Annotated in this window: 17 protein-coding genes; 13 read left to right on the forward strand and 4 right to left on the reverse strand. The window is 40.1% G+C overall.

The window, feature by feature from the left end; genetic code table 11:
- The first annotated feature begins 73 nt into the window (after positions 1-73).
- The 9 genes from WKF66_RS21245 (at position 74) to WKF66_RS21285 (ending at position 10155) form a co-directional block, all read left to right on the forward strand.
- Complete coding sequence (locus tag WKF66_RS21245) at positions 74-1963, forward strand: Xaa-Pro dipeptidyl-peptidase (protein ID WP_489676520.1); 1890 nt, start codon at positions 74-76, stop codon at positions 1961-1963.
- A 376-nt stretch (positions 1964-2339) separates the two neighbouring features.
- Complete coding sequence (locus WKF66_RS21250; protein ID WP_489676521.1) at positions 2340-3218, forward strand: cell division protein FtsX; 879 nt, start codon at positions 2340-2342, stop codon at positions 3216-3218.
- Positions 3218-3442, forward strand: coding sequence for a DUF3098 domain-containing protein (locus tag WKF66_RS21255; protein WP_489676522.1), 225 nt, complete (start codon positions 3218-3220; stop codon positions 3440-3442). Before WKF66_RS21250 ends, WKF66_RS21255 begins: the two co-directional genes overlap by 1 nt.
- A 6-nt stretch (positions 3443-3448) precedes the next feature.
- Entirely contained in the window at positions 3449-4243 is a 795-nt protein-coding gene (locus WKF66_RS21260) for an undecaprenyl-diphosphate phosphatase (protein WP_489676523.1), read from the forward strand.
- Positions 4243-4995, forward strand: a complete 753-nt coding sequence (truB, locus tag WKF66_RS21265) for a tRNA pseudouridine(55) synthase TruB (protein WP_489676524.1) — start codon at positions 4243-4245, stop codon at positions 4993-4995. Before WKF66_RS21260 ends, truB begins: the two co-directional genes overlap by 1 nt.
- 5 nt (positions 4996-5000) lie before the next feature.
- Positions 5001-5861: a YitT family protein gene (locus tag WKF66_RS21270; protein ID WP_489676525.1), complete on the forward strand. Its 861-nt coding sequence runs from the start codon at positions 5001-5003 to the stop codon at positions 5859-5861.
- A gap of 10 nt (positions 5862-5871) precedes the next feature.
- Entirely contained in the window at positions 5872-6807 is a 936-nt protein-coding gene (locus WKF66_RS21275; protein ID WP_489676526.1) for a bifunctional riboflavin kinase/FAD synthetase, read from the forward strand.
- Between the two features lie 73 nt (positions 6808-6880).
- Entirely contained in the window at positions 6881-9100 is a 2220-nt protein-coding gene (locus WKF66_RS21280) for a monovalent cation:proton antiporter family protein (RefSeq protein WP_489676527.1), read from the forward strand.
- Between the two features lie 17 nt (positions 9101-9117).
- Complete coding sequence (locus WKF66_RS21285) at positions 9118-10155, forward strand: DUF2157 domain-containing protein (protein WP_489676528.1); 1038 nt, start codon at positions 9118-9120, stop codon at positions 10153-10155.
- Between the two features lies 1 nt (position 10156).
- Here WKF66_RS21285 and WKF66_RS21290 read toward each other — a convergent pair whose 3' ends face one another.
- Positions 10157-10777, reverse strand: coding sequence for a LysE family transporter (locus tag WKF66_RS21290; RefSeq protein ID WP_489676529.1), 621 nt, complete (start codon positions 10775-10777; stop codon positions 10157-10159).
- Positions 10778-10791: 14 nt separating this feature from the next.
- On the reverse strand, positions 10792-13593 hold the full coding sequence (gene uvrA, locus WKF66_RS21295; RefSeq protein WP_489676530.1) for an excinuclease ABC subunit UvrA: 2802 nt from the start codon (positions 13591-13593) through the stop codon (positions 10792-10794).
- A gap of 265 nt (positions 13594-13858) precedes the next feature.
- Here uvrA and WKF66_RS21300 point away from each other — a divergent pair, with 265 nt between their 5' ends.
- From WKF66_RS21300 to recA, 4 genes are all read left to right on the forward strand, one after another.
- The gene (locus tag WKF66_RS21300; RefSeq protein ID WP_489676531.1) at positions 13859-14434 is read left to right on the forward strand and encodes an RNA polymerase sigma factor; all 576 of its coding nucleotides are present in this window, start codon (positions 13859-13861) and stop codon (positions 14432-14434) included.
- A 91-nt stretch (positions 14435-14525) separates the two neighbouring features.
- Positions 14526-14714 carry a hypothetical protein gene (locus WKF66_RS21305; protein WP_489676532.1) on the forward strand — a complete coding sequence of 63 codons (189 nt, stop codon included), beginning with the start codon at positions 14526-14528 and terminating at the stop codon, positions 14712-14714.
- 92 nt (positions 14715-14806) lie between these two features.
- Positions 14807-15475, forward strand: a complete 669-nt coding sequence (gene nth / locus WKF66_RS21310) for an endonuclease III (protein ID WP_489676533.1) — start codon at positions 14807-14809, stop codon at positions 15473-15475.
- Between the two features lie 92 nt (positions 15476-15567).
- A complete protein-coding gene (gene recA, locus WKF66_RS21315; RefSeq protein ID WP_489676534.1) occupies positions 15568-16578 on the forward strand; it encodes a recombinase RecA in 1011 nt (336 codons plus the stop codon).
- Positions 16579-16655: 77 nt separating this feature from the next.
- Here the strand turns inward: recA and WKF66_RS21320 are convergent, their stop codons facing one another.
- Together WKF66_RS21320 and tsaD are read right to left on the reverse strand one after the other, a co-directional pair.
- Positions 16656-16877, reverse strand: a complete 222-nt coding sequence (locus WKF66_RS21320; protein WP_489676535.1) for a hypothetical protein — start codon at positions 16875-16877, stop codon at positions 16656-16658.
- 16 nt (positions 16878-16893) lie between these two features.
- A complete protein-coding gene (gene tsaD / locus WKF66_RS21325) occupies positions 16894-17895 on the reverse strand; it encodes a tRNA (adenosine(37)-N6)-threonylcarbamoyltransferase complex transferase subunit TsaD (RefSeq protein ID WP_489676536.1) in 1002 nt (333 codons plus the stop codon).
- Between the last annotated feature and the right edge of the window lie 27 nt (positions 17896-17922).

Here is a 17922-nt window from a genome sequence, read left to right on the forward strand (position 1 = left end):
TTAGATATAAATAATAGCTGATTTGTGATCAGATTCATTAGGAATAAAGTTTGGAAAGCGGTTAATCACCGCTATGGAGATTATTTCTATATTTATCTTTTCCAAGCTAACCATTATGATGTATTTCAACTTCAAGAACAGAACTATAGTTCTATTGTCTTTGTCGCTTTATTTGACTGCTTTTTCTACAAACGCACAGGAGAAGGCAAAACCCGTATTCAAAGATGGGGAAGCGCAGGTTGTAGCCTTGTTTGATACTCCCGACAAATGGATCCGCCATGATCTTTGGGTAGAAACCACATTTGATACGGATGGTAATGGGAAACTTGATCGGATGCACGTGGATGTAACCAGACCTTTTCAGACCGAAACTGAAGGTTTAAAACTTCCTGTCATTTATGAGAGTAGTCCGTATTATGCGGGAACAGCCGCCGATGTTCCGGGGTTATTTTGGGATGTAAAGCATGAAGTCGGTGAGAAACCTCCTATAGCCAGGGTTCACCCAAGCGTCATACGAACGGGAAAGCGTCCAATAATCTCAAACTCTCTGATTAGGGAGTGGGTAAAAAGAGGATTCATCATTGTGCACTCTTCATCACCAGGAACGGGGCTTTCACAAGGATCACCAACTGTTGGAGGCATCAACGAATCGCTAGCTCCGAAGGCAGTAATCGAGTGGCTATCTGGTAAGGACAATGGGTATACATCTGCTGATGGAAATGAAAAAATTAAGGCCTTTTGGAGTACAGGGAGTGTAGGCATGACCGGCACTTCTTACAACGGTACACTTCCTTTAGCAGCGGCGACTACCGGTGTTGAAGGTCTGAAAGCCATTATTCCTGTTGCACCCAATACTTCGTACTACCACTATTACCGCTCAAACGGGCTGATCAGAAACCCGGGTGGATATTTAGGCGAGGATATCGATGTATTGTATGATTTTATACATAGTGGAGCTGAGGATAAACGAGCATATTCTGACAGCACCGTGAGAGATAGAGAGATGGCAAAAGGAATGGATCGCGTTACCGGAGATTATAACAGTTTCTGGGCAGGAAGAGATTATCTAAACGCAATGAAACCAATGAAAGCCGCCTTGCTTATGTCCCACGGATTTAATGACTGGAACGTGATGCCCGAGCACAGCTACCGTATTTACAAAGCGGCCGAGGCGAAAGGTTTGCCTGTTCAAATCTATTATCACCAGGGCGAGCATGGCGGACCACCACCCATGAAAATGATGAACAGGTGGTTTACGCGATATCTTTTCGGCATTGATAATGGTGTAGAAAAGGATCCCAAAGCATGGATCGTTAGAGAGAAAGATGGGAATGCTAACCCTACTCCTTACGCTGATTACCCTAATCCTGCAGCGGAAGATGTCAAAATTTATATTTCTGCTGGTGGGACAAGCCAAGGAAAGCTTGTTTTGGCTAAGCCTGCGAAACAGACTTCTGAGAAGTTAGTTGACGACGTTGCGTTTTCGGGAAGTGAGTTAGCTAAAGCTGAGACATCAGATCACCGTTTGCTTTACGTTAGTCCTATATTAAAAAAGTCGCTGCATTTATCAGGACTTACGCAGGTTACGGTGAAACTTTCGAGTAGCAAACCAGCAGCGAACTTTTCAGTTTGGTTGGTTGCATTGCCATGGACTGAAGGTGCGGGTACAAAGTTGATGGATAACGTAATCACGCGTGGTTGGGCAGATCCTCAAAACAGCAAGTCTATTAGCAAAAGTAGTCCCCTGGTACCCGGTAAGTTTTACGATTTAAAGTTTAACCTTCAACCCGACGACCAGATCATTCCGGCAGGTAAGCAGATCGGGCTAATGATTTTTTCAAGCGATAAAGAATTTACGCTTTGGCCGAAAGCAGGAACAGAAGTAACCATTGATTTGAATGGAACAACATTGACCATACCTGTTGTAGGAGGCTTAGTTGCGTTGGAAAAGGCAATGAAATAGTTTAATCATTCAAAACCACTGGCAAGAAGTCATTTAAGAATTACCAAGTGGCTGAAATTGTGATCACTTTTTTAAGGTCAGGGTCATTTTGTAAATCGTTTGTTATTATGAAACATCGTCATCTGTTTATCCGGTAGATATTTGAAACCAACTGTACGAGTCGGTAACTATCAGTAACTCATCTATTAAGTATTTCAAAATCATCTGCCAAATATTTGCGGATCATAATCAATGGTCGAGCTTTCTGAACGACAAACCTACGGACATTGTCGCGTTAAATAATGTTAAATGCTTCGTTTTAAAATCAGATAAAGGGTATATAATGTAATTTAGTTGCTTATATTTTTTTATTTTCGCAGAACATAATTTACTGTACATGGAAGAATTTGAAGTAAGTGATGCTTCTAAGAAGACAAAAACCATTTATATCTCGACAATCTTTAGTATTGCGTTGGTTTTATTGATGCTTGGAATGCTCGGTCTTATATTGGTACACGCCAAGAACCTTTCCAACTATGTGAAGGAGAATATTGTGCTTAATATCATTGTCGATGAAGGTGCAAAAGATACTGATGTGCTGCAGTTCCAAAAGGAATTAAACGCCAATCCCGCTGTAAAGAACACTCAATATGTCAATAAGGAAATGGCTGCAAGAAACCTTACCGCTGATCTAGGGGAAGATTTCGTTAACTTTTTAGGTTACAACCCGCTTCTCTCTACTGTTGACGTGTATCTAAAAGCTGATTTTGCTAATGCAAAAGGGATTGATGCACTCAAAGCGAGTATCGCTAAAAATCCTGTTGTTAAGGAAGTGATTTATCAGAGTTCGCTTATCGATATGGTTAATAATAACATTAATACCATCGGTTTGATTATCCTGGGTTTTGCAGCCATCTTACTTATCATCTCCGTAGCACTAATTAATAATACGATTAGATTAGCTATTTATTCCCAGCGCTTTCTTATTAAGAGTATGCAATTGGTGGGTGCAACACGTGCATTTATTCGTAAGCCCTTCATTTTGCTGGCCGCTTTGCATGGGCTGATTGCAGCGTTTATAGCCATATTAATACTTTTAGGCCTTTTGTATTATGCGCAAAGAGAGATTCCTGAAATTGTCATTCTTAGAAATTATACTGAGTTCGGAATTGTACTCTTAAGCCTGGTTGGCATTGGAATTTTTATTACTGCAATAAGCACTTCGTTTGCCGTTGGAAAATATTTACGCCTTAAAATTTACGACCTTTACAGATAATGATCGAGAAAAAATCAGCTCCTGCAACGCAGGATGCAAATTCAGAACTGGTATTTACCAAGAAAAATTATCAACTTTTGTTGATTAGCATTGCGATAGTAGTTGTCGGCTTCGTCTTAATGATGGGAACCACCGACATCTATGATTTTAGAAAGACCTTACTTGCACCAATGGTGGTATTGTTCGGATTCGGATTCGGTGTATACGCCATCTTAAAGAAGTAATATTTAATGGATTACTTACAGGCGTTAATCCTTGCAATAATTGAAGGATTAACTGAATTTTTACCGGTATCGTCCACAGGGCATATGGTAATCGCGAGCTCTTTCATGGGTATAGGTGATGATGATTTTGTTAAATTATATGAGGTAGCTATCCAGTTAGGAGCAATCCTTGCAGTTGTAGTACTATATTGGAAAAAGTTCTTCGACTTTAGTAAATGGCAGTTTTATCTTAAGCTAATCATTGCAGTGATACCTGCTCTGATCTTTGGCAAGCTATTAAATGACTTTATTGACGACAAACTTGGCAACCCGATATTTATAGCCATTGTATTGTTAGTTGGAGGTATTATATTATTATTTATTGATAAGTTGTTCAAGACTCCTGAAATAAGCGAAGAAGCGAATATCACTAACCTTTCAGCCTTTAAAATAGGATGTTTTCAGGTTCTTGCAATTGTTTTCCCTGGATTGAGCCGAAGTGCAGCTACCATCATCGGAGGTATGCAACAGAAGCTAACCAGACATGCTGCTGCTGAATTCTCTTTCTTTTTAGCAGTGCCTACGATGTGTGCTGCGACCGGCTATAAGCTACTACAAGGTTATGAATTGTTAAATACAGACAATATAAAGCTGTTGCTATTTGGTAATTTGATCGCCTTTATCGTAGCGATAATTGCCATTAAATCTTTCATTGGTTTTCTTTCTAAACACGGTTTCTGGATGTTTGGATGGTATAGAATCGTAGTAGGTATTGTAATTCTGGCACTTTACTTTGCTGGCATCGAAATGAACGTATCATAATGACAGATCAACAAAGTAACGCTCATCTTGAGATAGCCTTCCCTGATTTTAAGTTTGCAGAAGGTGAGCTTCTATTGATTAATAAACCTTACAAGTGGACTAGTTTCGATGTAGTTGGTAAGATCAGAAACTCATTGAAACCATTGAAACTCAAGGTTGGTCACGCCGGTACGTTAGATCCGCTGGCGACTGGACTTTTGATCTTATGTACGGGCAAGTTGACGAAGCAAATAGACACTTTTCAGGCTGAAGAAAAAGAATACACCGGAACAATGGTACTTGGCGCTACAACTCCTTCATTTGATATGGAAACTGTGGTTGAAGAGGAATTTCCTCTGGATGGCCTTGAAGATGATCAGATTTACGCTGCGACCAAAGCTTTTACTGGGGATATTCAACAGTATCCTCCTGCTCATTCTGCCGTAAAGGTAAATGGAGAACGCTTGTATGTAAAGGCTAGAAGAGGGGAGGAAACAGAACTGCGTTTGCGGTTTGTTAGCGTTCCAGTATTTGAAATCACTCGCATTGACTTACCTGAAGTAGATTTCCGGATCGTTTGTAGTAAAGGAACTTACATCAGATCATTGGTTTCAGATTTCGGGAAAGCCCTTAATAACGGCGCCTACCTTTCAAAACTTACCAGGACACGAAGTGGAAGTTTTCTGCTGGAAAACGCATTTGAAGTCTCTGATCTAGTAGCACACCTCCGTAGCAAGCGAGAAGAGCAATCCAGTTCAAATTCTTTAAGCTAGAACCAATGCAAAAGCACCTCAATAACAAGGCGCGGTATTTAAGAGATGTTTTGTTAGTTGCGGCCGGCATCACCTCTGCTTGCTTTGGATTGAAAAGCTTTTTAATGCCTAATGATTTCATCGATGGTGGCGTGACCGGAATTTCCCTGCTGGTAAGCCGGCTAACAGGACTGGAATTATCTTATCTAATAGTTGCTATTAATATTCCTTTCATTATCCTCGGTTTTAAACAGATAGGAAAAGGTTTTGCCATAAAGACCGCAATAGCGATCTCTTTGTTAGCCATATCGTTATTGGTTATCCCGTTTCAACCAGTTACGCACGATAAGTTACTAATTGCTGTATTTGGCGGCTTATTCCTTGGAGCGGGGATTGGGTTTGCTATGAGAGGCGGTTGTGTTATTGATGGTACAGAAGTGCTGGCACTTTATATCAGCAGAAATAGCATACTAACAGTAGGCAATATCATTCTGGTGCTTAACATTCTCATCTTCGGAGTAGTTGCAATATTTCTAGATCTTGTGACAGCAATGTATTCAATTCTTACCTATTTGTCTGCTTCGAAGACCATAGACTTCGTGGTTAATGGACTTGAGCAATATACTGGGGTTACTATCATTTCTGAAAAGAATGACGAAATCAAGCAGTTTATTATAGACAAAATGAAGCGCGGAGTTACTATCTACAAAGGTGAAGGTGGTTACGGCGTTAAGAAAGATATTGACATCGTTTACACCGTTGTCACAAAGTTAGAAATGAGTAAATTGCAAGGAGAGATTAGGCAGATCGATCCGGATGCATTTGTAGTGCAACAGCAAATCGCCGATATAAAAGGCGGTGTAGTAAAGAGACAATCTATACATTAAACCTGGCCCTTTGAAAATATATAACCACTTTTCCGAATTCAAAAAGCTAGACAATGCCGTTGTTACAATCGGCACATTTGATGGCGTGCATTTCGGACATCAAAAGATTATCAGACGTTTATGTGAATTGGCAAAATCGACTGGTGGGGAAAGTGTTATTCTCACTTTTTTCCCTCATCCCAGACTGATTATTGATCCTGAAAATCAACAGCTAAAGATGATTAATACCATCGAAGAAAAAGCTAAGATTCTGGCTGCTCTGGGTGTGGATCATCTCATAATCACTCCTTTTACACGTGATTTCTCTAATTTAAGTCCGTCGGAATATATTAAAGAAATACTAATCGACACAATTGGAGTAAAACACACTATTGTGGGCTATGACCATAGGTTCGGCAAGGATCGGCAGGGCAGTATGGCCGACCTCCAAAAGTTTGCGAGCATTTATGGCTTCGAGATTGAAGAGATTCCAGAGCAGGACATTAATGATGTTGCAGTTAGTTCAACGAAGATCCGCACTGCTTTACTTGATGGCGATGTGGCTTTGGCGTCAAGCTACCTCGGGTATAATTTTTCAATTCATGGGCGGGTGATTAAAGGCGATAAAATTGGTCGGACAATTGGATTCCCAACTGCTAATATTTTTGTTGAAGAGACTTATAAACTGATTCCATCTGATGGAATTTATGCGGTAACGGTGGAGCTGAGCGGGGTTACTTACAAAGGGATGGCTTACATAGGTCAGCGACCTACAATAAATGGCATGACCAGAAACATTGAAGTAAATATTTTCGATTTTGATCAAGAAATATATGGTCAGCTGATCACAATGAACTTCCTCAAATTCTTGCGTCATGATGTAAAGTTTACTGGATTAGACGCGCTAAAGGATCAGTTGCATGCAGATAAGCTGGCTACGATGAAATTCTTCGAGGAGTCAGTCTAAACGAAGAAAGTGCCTTTAAATAGTGAAAAAGCGGGTTTTTTTCTTATATTAGCGAATACCCTCAAACATAACTATGCACTTACCCGACTTAATAGCCGATTTAGGACTTATTTTAGCCGCAGCCGGAATCACCACGCTGATCTTTAAAAAGATAAATCAACCACTGGTATTAGGTTACATTTTGGCGGGTGTTTTAGTAGGTCCATATCTAGACTTTCTCCCATCAGTCAGTGACAGTAAAAGCATTAACATCTGGGGAGAAATTGGTGTTATTTTCCTTTTATTCAGCCTGGGTTTAGAGTTTAGCTTCAAGAAACTTGTTAAGGTTGGGGGATCGGCCTCCATAACAGCTATTGTGAAAGTCGGCTTTTTGATCCTTGGTGGATATGGTATGGGAAAGTTGCTAGGGTGGTCTGACATGGATGGCCTTTTTTTCGGAGGTATCCTTTCGATCTCCTCCACTATGATTACGATCAAGGCCTTCGAGGAGCTTGGCGTAAAACATAAGAAGTTCGCCGGCCTTGTTTTTGGAGTACTTATTGTGGAGGATTTGGTGGCCATTTTATTGTTAGTGCTGTTCTCTACCTTGGCGGTCAGCCAGCAATCTGCTGGATCTGAGATGTTATTTTCCATCCTAAAGCTTGCATTCTTTTTGGTACTGTGGTTTTTGGGCGGCATTTTTCTTATTCCTACTTTCCTGAAGGTTACGAAACCTTTGATGAATGACGAAACCATGTTGGTGGTATCCTTAGCACTTTGTTTGGTGATGGTGATGTTGGCAGTGAAAGTTGGCTTCTCCCCTGCTCTGGGTGCGTTTATTATGGGCTCAATACTTGCTGAGACAACTCAGGCAGAACGTATAGAACATTTAACAAAGTCGGTTAAGGATCTTTTTTCCGCAGTATTCTTTGTTTCGGTTGGAATGCTTATAGATCCGGCAATGCTAGTTAAGCATGCAGGACCAATTGCACTTGCTGTGTTTGTGATCATCTTAGGTAAAGTAATTTTCACAGTACTCGGTGCGTTATTGGCAGGACAACCATTGAAAACGTCAGTACAGGCAGGGATGAGTCTGGCCCAGATTGGGGAGTTTTCCTTTATCATCGCCACCTTAGGTGTTACGTTGAAAGTTACCAGTGACTTTTTATATCCTATTGCCGTTGCGTCAGCGGCGGTAACGACCTTCACCACCCCTTACCTAATTAAACTAGCAGATCCATTTTATATTTTTCTTCAAAGGATCTTACCTAAAAGCTGGCAGGACGCGATTGGCAGATATAGTACGGGCACAGAAGGCATTACAAAACTAAGCGACTGGAAAATATTATTAAGCGCTTATGTGTTCAATACAATTATTCATTCGGTCATTATCATAGCAATCATTTTTCTTGCCTACCGATATCTTCACCCTTTTATACATGGTAACATTGCATCCGGTATCAATGGAACTATAATTAGTGTAGTTTTATCTTTTATACTAATGGCGCCATTTTTATGGGCGCTGTCAATCAGAAGAATTAAGCGAACGGCTTATTCACATCTTTGGCTTAATAAAAAATACACACGCGGGCCTCTCATCTCAATCGAGGTATTCAGAATAGCATTAGGCGTATTATATGTTGGCTTTCTGATGTATGAATTTTTCGACACCGCCATCGCTGCGATCATTGCACTGGGGCTTATCATATTGGGAATGATTATTTTTTCGAGAAAGCTGCAGTCCTTTTATGACCAGTTGGAAAAGCGCTTCTTGTTGAACCTGAACGCCAGGGAAGCACAAAACAGGCAGCCTGAAATCTTACCCTGGGACACTCACCTTGCTGAAATGATAGTTGCTCCGGAATCAGCCCTGGTCGGCAAAACGCTAATGGAACTTTCAGTACGTGAAAAGTTTGGTGTCAACATTGCCCTCATTGAGCGTGGTAAAGTCATGATACCAACGCCGGGAAGAGACGATAGGCTTTATCCTAATGACAAGTTATTGGTAATAGGTACCGATGATCAACTAGCGGCTATTAAAGAGTTGTTTGAAGGCGGTATGGCTGCAAATGCAGAGTCTAGTTTTCCAAAGGAGGATATGTCTTTACAAAAAGTAATCATTAACAGCAGTTCGCCCGTCTTTAATCAAAGTATACGTACTTCAGGGATCAGGGAGACCACTCAAGGCCTTGTTGTTGGTATTGAACGTGCAGGGGAGCGGATTTTGAATCCAGACTCTAATCTGATCTTTGAAAACGGAGATGTGGTTTGGATTGTTGGAAACAACAAAAAGATACCTAATTTGTTAAAGTAGCTAACGCTATAGATTTCATGAAGGTAGACCAGGAAAAAAGCGAGTTTTTAGATGAGATGCTTAGTCATTGGCTGGAAGAAAAACTGCTAACGGAAGAGGACATTAAAAAACTTAAAAGCAGTTATGAGACAAAAACGTTTGACTGGAGGCGTTTGGCTCAGTATTCTTTTTGGATAGCCATGGCCTGCGGCGTGATCTCTTTAGGTGCGCTGCTGATTGATGATAAAATTCTAAACTATCTCAAATTTATATTTGACGCTTCTGATGTTCTGATCAGCATAATTTCTGCTATAGCAGCAGTATTAATTTACTACTTCGCTTTTAAAAGGAAAAAATCTATGTCGCATCAGGTGTTCAGTAACGAAGCACTTGTGTTTAGCGGCATTATGCTTACAGCTAATGCCATCGCGTACCTTGGGAAAGCTATTGACAACGGCAATTCGCATTTTTCGTTGTTGATACTGGCGTCTGTTTTCATTTATGGCGTTCTGGCATATGTGTTCCAGTCCAGACTAATCTGGGCATTTGTATTGTTATCCCTTGGTGCCTGGTTTGGAACGGAAACTGGCTACCTTTCCAGATGGTCATGGTATTTCATAGGAATGAACTACCCATTAAGATTTGTGTTTTTTGGCGCAATAATAACGGCGCTCTCCTTTTTAATGCGTCGAAGCGAGAAATTGAGTCTATTCTATCAGACCAATTACATCTGCGGGATGGTTTATTTATTTGTTTCGCTTTGGCTGCTCTCTGTATTTGGCAATTTTGGAACGTTGGAGGAATGGTATAGCGTTAGACAGTTAAGTCTTTTCTACTGGGGAATTATATCAGCTGCCGTCTCCCTAGGCAGTATTTTTGTTGGATTGAAATACAGAGACGATGTTGCACGCGAGTTTGGTATTACTTTTCTTTTCTTAAATCTTTACACACGTTATTTTGAATACTTCTGGGACAGCTGGAATAAGGCATTATTCTTTTGCGTACTTGCAGTATCATTTTGGCTGATTGGAAGAAAGGCAGAAAAGATTTGGAATGTAGAGTTTTTGAAGCGCTAAGCTATTTGATGAGGTGGATGTAAACTACCTTAACAAGATGATATGCGGAAAGCGCAAAAAATAGAAGTGCAATTCCTTTACTTACTTTATAGCTGCTTAGCGCAAACTTCTCCTGAACGAACTGTGCAAATCTGGCAAAGCCATACAAGGCTAGGGCTGCCCCTATCCCTGATCCGATACTGAAAACGGAAAGAGAAAGGTAGCCGATACTGATCCACTCATGCGAAATGAGGTATGTCCCCACAAACAACCAATAGGGAATCTGCATGGGATTGATTACTCCCAATAGTAACCCGTAACGGATGCTGTCTTTCTTTGAATAGTCTGCTTTAGGCATTTCCTTGCGTGACCGCCAAGTGATAACACCTAAAACACCAAACATTAGAATCATGACCACGTCTATGATATCTCCAAGTTTGATCTCACTCGAGAGCCATTGTACGAAGCGCATCACACCGAAAGTAAACAAGACTTCAACCGAAGCAAAGGCAACGATAAAATAAAGCGCTTGCTTTATACCACGCGTGATCGTGATTTGTACAACGGTTAGATTGATATTTCCCGGTGGGATGTATCCAATCAGATTTAATATCACACCTAGAAAGAGAGTTAAAAACAACATTTCCGAAGATACATTTATTTCAAATGGGCTTTTAAATACTTAGCAGTATAAGAAGCTTTTACTTTCACTAAATCTTCAGGTAAACCTTCAAACACTACATTACCACCATTGTCTCCGCCTTCAGGTCCGATATCAATAATCCAGTCAGCGGATTTAATCATGTCCATATTGTGCTCAATTACCAGAATGGTGTTGCCTTGCTCTATAAGTGTATTTAAAGCAATCAATAACTTTTTGATATCATGAAAATGGAGACCAGTAGTGGGCTCATCGAAGATGAACACAGTTTTGTTAGCGTTATTACCTTTAATTAAAAATGATGCAAGTTTTATACGCTGAGCTTCACCTCCAGACAAGGTATTGGATGACTGACCCAAATGGACGTAACCAAGACCTACATCAACAAGTGGCTGTAGTTTATTGAGGATCTTTGACTCGCTTTTAAAGAATGCTACTGCTTCTTCAATAGTGAGGTCTAGTATATCTGCAACGTTCTTATCCTGATACGTAACATCAAGAACTTGCTGCTTGAATCTTCTTCCTCCGCAGGTTTCGCATGGCAAGTAAATATCTGCCATAAATTGCATCTCTATTTTGACTTCACCTTCACCCTGACAAACGTCGCAGCGACCACCTTCAACATTGAATGAGAAGGCTGCCGGTTTTAGACCAGATGCTTTGGAAGCAGGTAAAGCGGAGAAAAGGGCTCTAATATCGTCCCAGGCCTTTACGTAAGTTACAGGGTTTGATCTGGACGATCTTCCAATAGGATTCTGATCAACCATCTCCACCTGACTCACCAGGTCATAATTGCCGAAAATACCATCATAGGCGCCGGTTTGTTCTCCCGAGTAATTTCCGATAGCCTTTTGAAGCGCAGGATATAGGATCTTTTTAATCAGGCTGGTTTTTCCGGATCCAGACACGCCACTTACTACAGTAAACACTCCTAAAGGAAACTTTACATCTACGTTTTTGAGGTTATTTTCCCGAGCACCTTTTACTAAAATATGATCTGTCCATGCTCTTCGCCTACCAGGAACGGAAATTTGCTCTTTACCCGAAAGGTATTTACCGGTTAAACTATTTTTATCTTTGATAATCTGATCGTAGGTGCCACTAAATACAAGATTACCACCGTGAGTGCCGGCTTCCGGGCCGATGTCAATGATATGATCAGCTGCCCTCATCATTTCCTCCTCATGTTCAACGACAATAACCGTATTGCCCACGTTCCTAAGGGAGATGAGAACTTCGATAAGCTTATTGGTATCCCTTGGGTGGAGGCCAATACTAGGTTCGTCAAGGACGTATATTGACCCAACCAGGCTACTGCCTAGTGAAGTTGCAAGATTGATTCTTTGAGACTCACCGCCGGATAATGTATTTGATAATCTATTAAGTGTTAAGTATCCCAGACCTACGTTATTAAGAAAAAGAACTCTGGTAGAGATTTCAGCTAGTAAACGTTTAGCGATCTTTTCTTCTGTACTGCTGAGCTCAAGGTTGCTAAAAAAGTCAAGTATCGTTGATAATGGCATGAGCACTATGTCGATAATTGATTTGTTGTTGATCTTAACGTAAGAAGCGTCTTTTCTTAAACGGGAACCTTTACAATCCGGGCAGATGGTTTTGCCGCGGTAGCGAGATAACATTACTCTATACTGGATCTTATAGGTCTGCTCTTCAAGTTCTTTAAAGAAAGCGTCTAAGCCAGCAAAATATTTATTACCAGTCCAAATGAGGCGTTGCTGTTCTTCTGTTAGCTCTGAAAATGGTCTGTGAATAGGGAAGTCAAATTTAGTAGATACCTTAATAAATTTGTTTAACCATTCCCGCATCTTTTCACCTCTCCACGGAGCGATAGCATTGTCGAACACGCTTTTGCTTTTATCGGGAATAACAAGATCTTCATCTATTCCGATTACGTTACCATAGCCTTCGCAACGCTTGCATGCACCATATGGATTATTGAAACTGAAAAAGTTTGGTGTTGGCTCTTCAAAGCGAATCTCATCGAGTTCGAAACGATCACAAAAGTGCTTAAGCTTACTTTCAAACTCTACATAACAATCACCTTTACCCTCAAAAAAAGCAGTCTGAACAGAATCGGCGGTACGACTTAATGTTTCCTCATCGTCGCTGACCACGATGCGGTCTATCAGAATCTTAACTGTAAACTCATCTTTAAGCTCGAAGTCTTCGAAGGATTCATCCTCAAGAATAGATTCTATTTTTTGGATCTTATCTTGATAGGAGATCCTTAAGAAGCCCTTTTGGAGCAAGACTGCTAGTTCTTCCTTTATTGATCTATTGTTGTGAGGAAATAATGGACAATAGACTGTTGAGGTACTATCAGTTCCAAGGCTGAGGATGTAATCGACCACAGTGGTCACCGTATCGCGCTTTACAACACTACCAGATACGGGTGAATAGGTTTTACCAATTCTTGAAAACAGTAATTTAAGGTAATCATAAACTTCTGTAGATGTGCCTACGGTAGATCTTGGATTGGAGGTTATGACCTTTTGCTCAATGGCAATGGCGGGTGCAATCCCTTTGATGTAATCTACATCGGGCTTATTCATCCGCCCCATAAACTGTCTGGCATAGGAGGAAAGACTTTCTACATATCGCCGCTGACCTTCAGCATATAAGGTATCAAAAGCTAAGGACGATTTGCCGGAGCCAGACATCCCTGTAATGACAACAAGACGATTTTTGGGGATGGCGACGTCAATGTTTTTAAGGTTGTGAACCCTTGCACCTTTAATAATTATATGTTTGTGAGGATCTTTCTCTATTTCTTTACTCATTAATTTCACGATAGAAGATTGCAAATATACCGCAAAATAAGGATATGAAGATTTGAAAGGATGGGCTAAAATAATCCCATCAGGGAAGATTTAATATTATTTAACATTTTTTATAGTGGAATATGATAAAAAAATGCTTCTTTTGAATTAATAACTGTTTAATCTTTTCACCCCACTAATCTTTAATAGGAGAAACCGATATCGAATCAAACATCTACTAAGTATTTTTTTAGCAAACAGCAAGGGAATTTAGTAAGGGACTTCTATGAAATTACAACATTATAACGATCAGGATCTGATAAAATTATACCTCAACGGCGAAGAGTCTGTTTTGGAAGAACTTTTACGCAGACATAAGTCAAAAATTTACACTTCTATATATTTATTAGTGAAAGACCAGTACCTGGCAGAAGACATCTTTCAAGACGCTTTTATAAAAGTAATCAACACACTCAGATCCGGCAAATACAATGAAGAGGGTAAGTTTTTACCTTGGGTAATGCGGATTGCTCATAATTTAGTTATCGATTACTTTAGACGGGAGAAAAGAGCGCCGATCATTACAAGTGCCGATGGCACAGATGTTTTTAACACGCTTCAATTTCTTGAGGAGAGCGCTGAGGACAGGATTTTACGTGAACAAACGCATTTAGATCTGCGATCTATGATTAGACTACTTCCAGAAGACCAAAAAGAAGTTCTGATCATGCGACATTATGCCGATTTAAGCTTTAAAGAAATTGCTGATTTAACGGGTGTTAGTATTAATACAGCGTTAGGGAGAATGAGATATGCCCTGAGTAATTTGCGAAAAATGATGAAAGTAAAAGAAGTTTCATAAAAACTAGTAAGAATCTGAAAAAATTATTGTAAGTATAAAATAAATTATAATCAGTAGCGTTGTAATAGAAATTTACACCCAGTTATTGCTTATGATGGAAACCTCTACTTCAGTTAATCAGTTCAATTACGAAAAATCAATGATGGAAACTTCTATAGAAGATATAGATACATCTGATTTAGCCTTCTACGAAACGATCAAGCTTTCACTTGATGCTTTAAGTAAAAACCCCTCGGATGAGACCATCTCGAAAATTTTAGCTTACTCAAAGAAGAAGTAATTTATTAAAGATTTAAGGTCAGTTGAAATGATTGCGAATACGCTCATTTTGACTGACCTTTTTGGTTACATACTTTTTATATATGTTTGCTGATGCTCAAAAAAGAACGGTATAAGCTCTTTGTTAACCATTTTGCAGCGCGTCAGCCTGATGCGGAAACAGAACTGCACTACGACAATCCTTATCAACTGCTTGTGGCAGTTATACTTTCGGCACAATGCACAGACAAGCGTATTAATCTATTAACACCTGCTTTATTTCAACGTTTTCCGAACGCTAAAGCGCTTTCAGAGGTAACACCTGATTTAGTATACGATTACATTCGAAGTGTAAGCTATCCTAATAATAAGGCAAAGCATTTGGTAGGGATGGCTAAGATGCTGGTGGAAGAGTTTAACAGTGAGATCCCTTCTGACGTTAACGAATTACAGAAGCTCCCAGGTGTTGGAAGGAAAACTGCAAACGTTATTGCTTCTGTTATATATAATGCACCGGCTATGGCGGTAGATACTCACGTTTTCCGAGTAGCAAATAGAATTGGGTTATCCAGTGGCAAAACACCTTTGGCTGTGGAAAAGGAGTTGGTAATGAATTTACCGGAAGACACAATTTACATCGCACATCATTGGCTGATACTACATGGTAGGTATGTTTGTGTAGCGAGATCGCCGAAATGTAGCATCTGTGAAATTACAACCTTTTGTAAGTACTTCCAAAAAGCATATAAAATAACTAATATATTTAGCGTTACGGGTGGATAACAAAATTATATTTTACATTTTCTTTCGCTAATCTAAAATATAACGTATATTTGCTAATATAGTTAGCACATGATTAAGAAATACCAAATAATATGAGCGCAGGCGCAGATAAGTTAAAAGCATTACAACTTACACTTGATAAGTTGGAAAAATCATATGGCAAGGGTGCTGTTATGAAACTAGGCGATAATGCTGTGGAGCCTATCGAATCAATTTCTACAGGATCGATTAGCCTTGACATTGCATTGGGCATAGGTGGTGTACCTAAAGGTCGTGTAATCGAAATCTATGGTCCGGAATCATCAGGTAAAACAACTTTAGCTACCCACATTATTGCTGAGGCTCAGAAAAAAGGTGGTATTGCTGCCTTTATTGATGCAGAACATGCTTTTGATAAAGGTTACGCTAAAAAGTTGGGCGTTGATGTTGACAACTTGTTAATTGCACAGCCAGACAATGGTGAGCAGGCATTAGAGATTGCTGACAACCTGATCAGGTCTGGAGCGATAGATGTTATTGTAATTGACTCCGTTGCCGCCCTTGTGCCTAAAGCTGAGATTGAGGGGGAGATGGGAGACTCAAAAATGGGATTACATGCCCGTTTGATGTCTCAGGCTCTTCGTAAGTTAACAGGTACCATTGCGAAAACAGGATGTTGCTGTATATTTATTAACCAGTTGCGGGAGAAAATTGGCGTGATGTTCGGAAATCCGGAAACTACCACCGGAGGTAACGCATTGAAGTTTTATGCTTCAGTTCGTTTGGACATCAGAAGAACTTCACAAATTAAAGATTCTGATGAGGTTGCAGGTAACCGTGTTAAGGTCAAGATTGTCAAAAATAAGGTTGCTCCTCCTTTCCGTATTGCGGAATTCGATATTATGTTTGGAGAAGGTATCTCTAAAACCGGTGAGATCATCGATCTAGGCGTTGATTTCAATATCATCAAGAAAGCCGGGTCATGGTTCTCCTATGGTGATACTAAACTGGGACAAGGACGTGATGCGGTTAAGCAATTGCTAATGGATAATCCTGAGCTTTCGGAAGAAATTGAAGCCAAGATCAGAGCTGAAGTTTCAGGGGAAAAATTGGAAGCAAAGTAAGATTCTATATTTTTATAGAAAAGGGGCAAGCCGAGTGGATTGCCCCTTTTTTTATGTTCAAAACTGCGATCTTGAACTTACCTATAACTTGGTGTCTGAGATTTACCGTTTAAGGTTGGATTAGTTTCCAGGAAGGCACTGTCATATTTAACGATGGTATAGATCGCTACAACCGCCATAAACACCAACACAGCCAGTCCTAAATAATTCTTATTTCTATCTTTTTTAATAACCCAGATTAGAAATACAATCAGCGGTATCAACATCAGACCGAAAAACACAAAACTCATTACGCTCATAATAATTATAATTAGATTAAAACTCCATTCTGGACAACGGTGCGACGTCTTGCTGCACAAAGTCCTGATCAATATATTTAAAGTGTGCTGCCATCGCAATCATCGCTGCATTGTCTGTACAATATTCAAAGCCAGGAATATAAACCTTCCAGTTTTGTTCTGCGGCCATAGACTGCAAGCTAGCGCGTAACCCTGAATTTGCGGACACGCCCCCTGCTATGGCAATCTCTGAGATTCCCAATTGAATGGCAGCTTTTTTAAGCTTTGTCAAGAGGATATTAATGATACTATATTGTACAGAAGCGCAAATATCGTTCAAATTTTCAGCTACAAAATTAGGGTTGTCCTTTTCTTGTGCCCTTATGAAGTATAAAATCGAGGTCTTAAAACCGCTAAAGCTGTAATCGAAATCTTTAATCTGAGGGATTGCAAACTTATAAGCCAAAGAATTTCCTAATCCTGCATGTTTATCGACTAATGGTCCTCCTGGATAAGGAAGCCCTAGTATCTTCGCGGTCTTATCGAAAGCCTCGCCGGCAGCATCGTCTAGTGTCTCTCCTACTATTTCCATTTCGGAGTAGCTTTTCACCAACACGATCTGTGTATGACCTCCCGAAACAGTAAGGCATAAGAAAGGAAATGTGGGTTTTGGATCATCGATAAAATGAGCCAGGATATGCGCATGCATATGATTGACTGCAATTAAAGGCAGACCGAGTGCAAGGGCAAAGGACTTCGCAAAAGAAACACCAACCAGGAGTGATCCCAGAAGGCCCGGACCACGTGTAAATGCAACTGCATTAAGATCCTTTTTGTTAACTTTAGCGTCGGATAAAGCCTGATGAATTACGGGAACAATATTTTGTTGATGAACTCTCGAGGCAAGCTCAGGAATGACCCCTCCATAATTTTGATGAATTGTTTGGTTAGCAATAACATTGGCAGTAATTTTGCCGTTGTTACTAATAGCAACCGAGGTTTCATCACAGGAAGATTCAATAGCAAGTATTATCGACACGTTTTATATTATTAAGCTACAAAACTA

Source organism: Pedobacter sp. (assembly GCF_037719805.1).
In the GTDB taxonomy this organism is placed as follows: Bacteria; Bacteroidota; Bacteroidia; order Sphingobacteriales; family Sphingobacteriaceae; genus Pedobacter.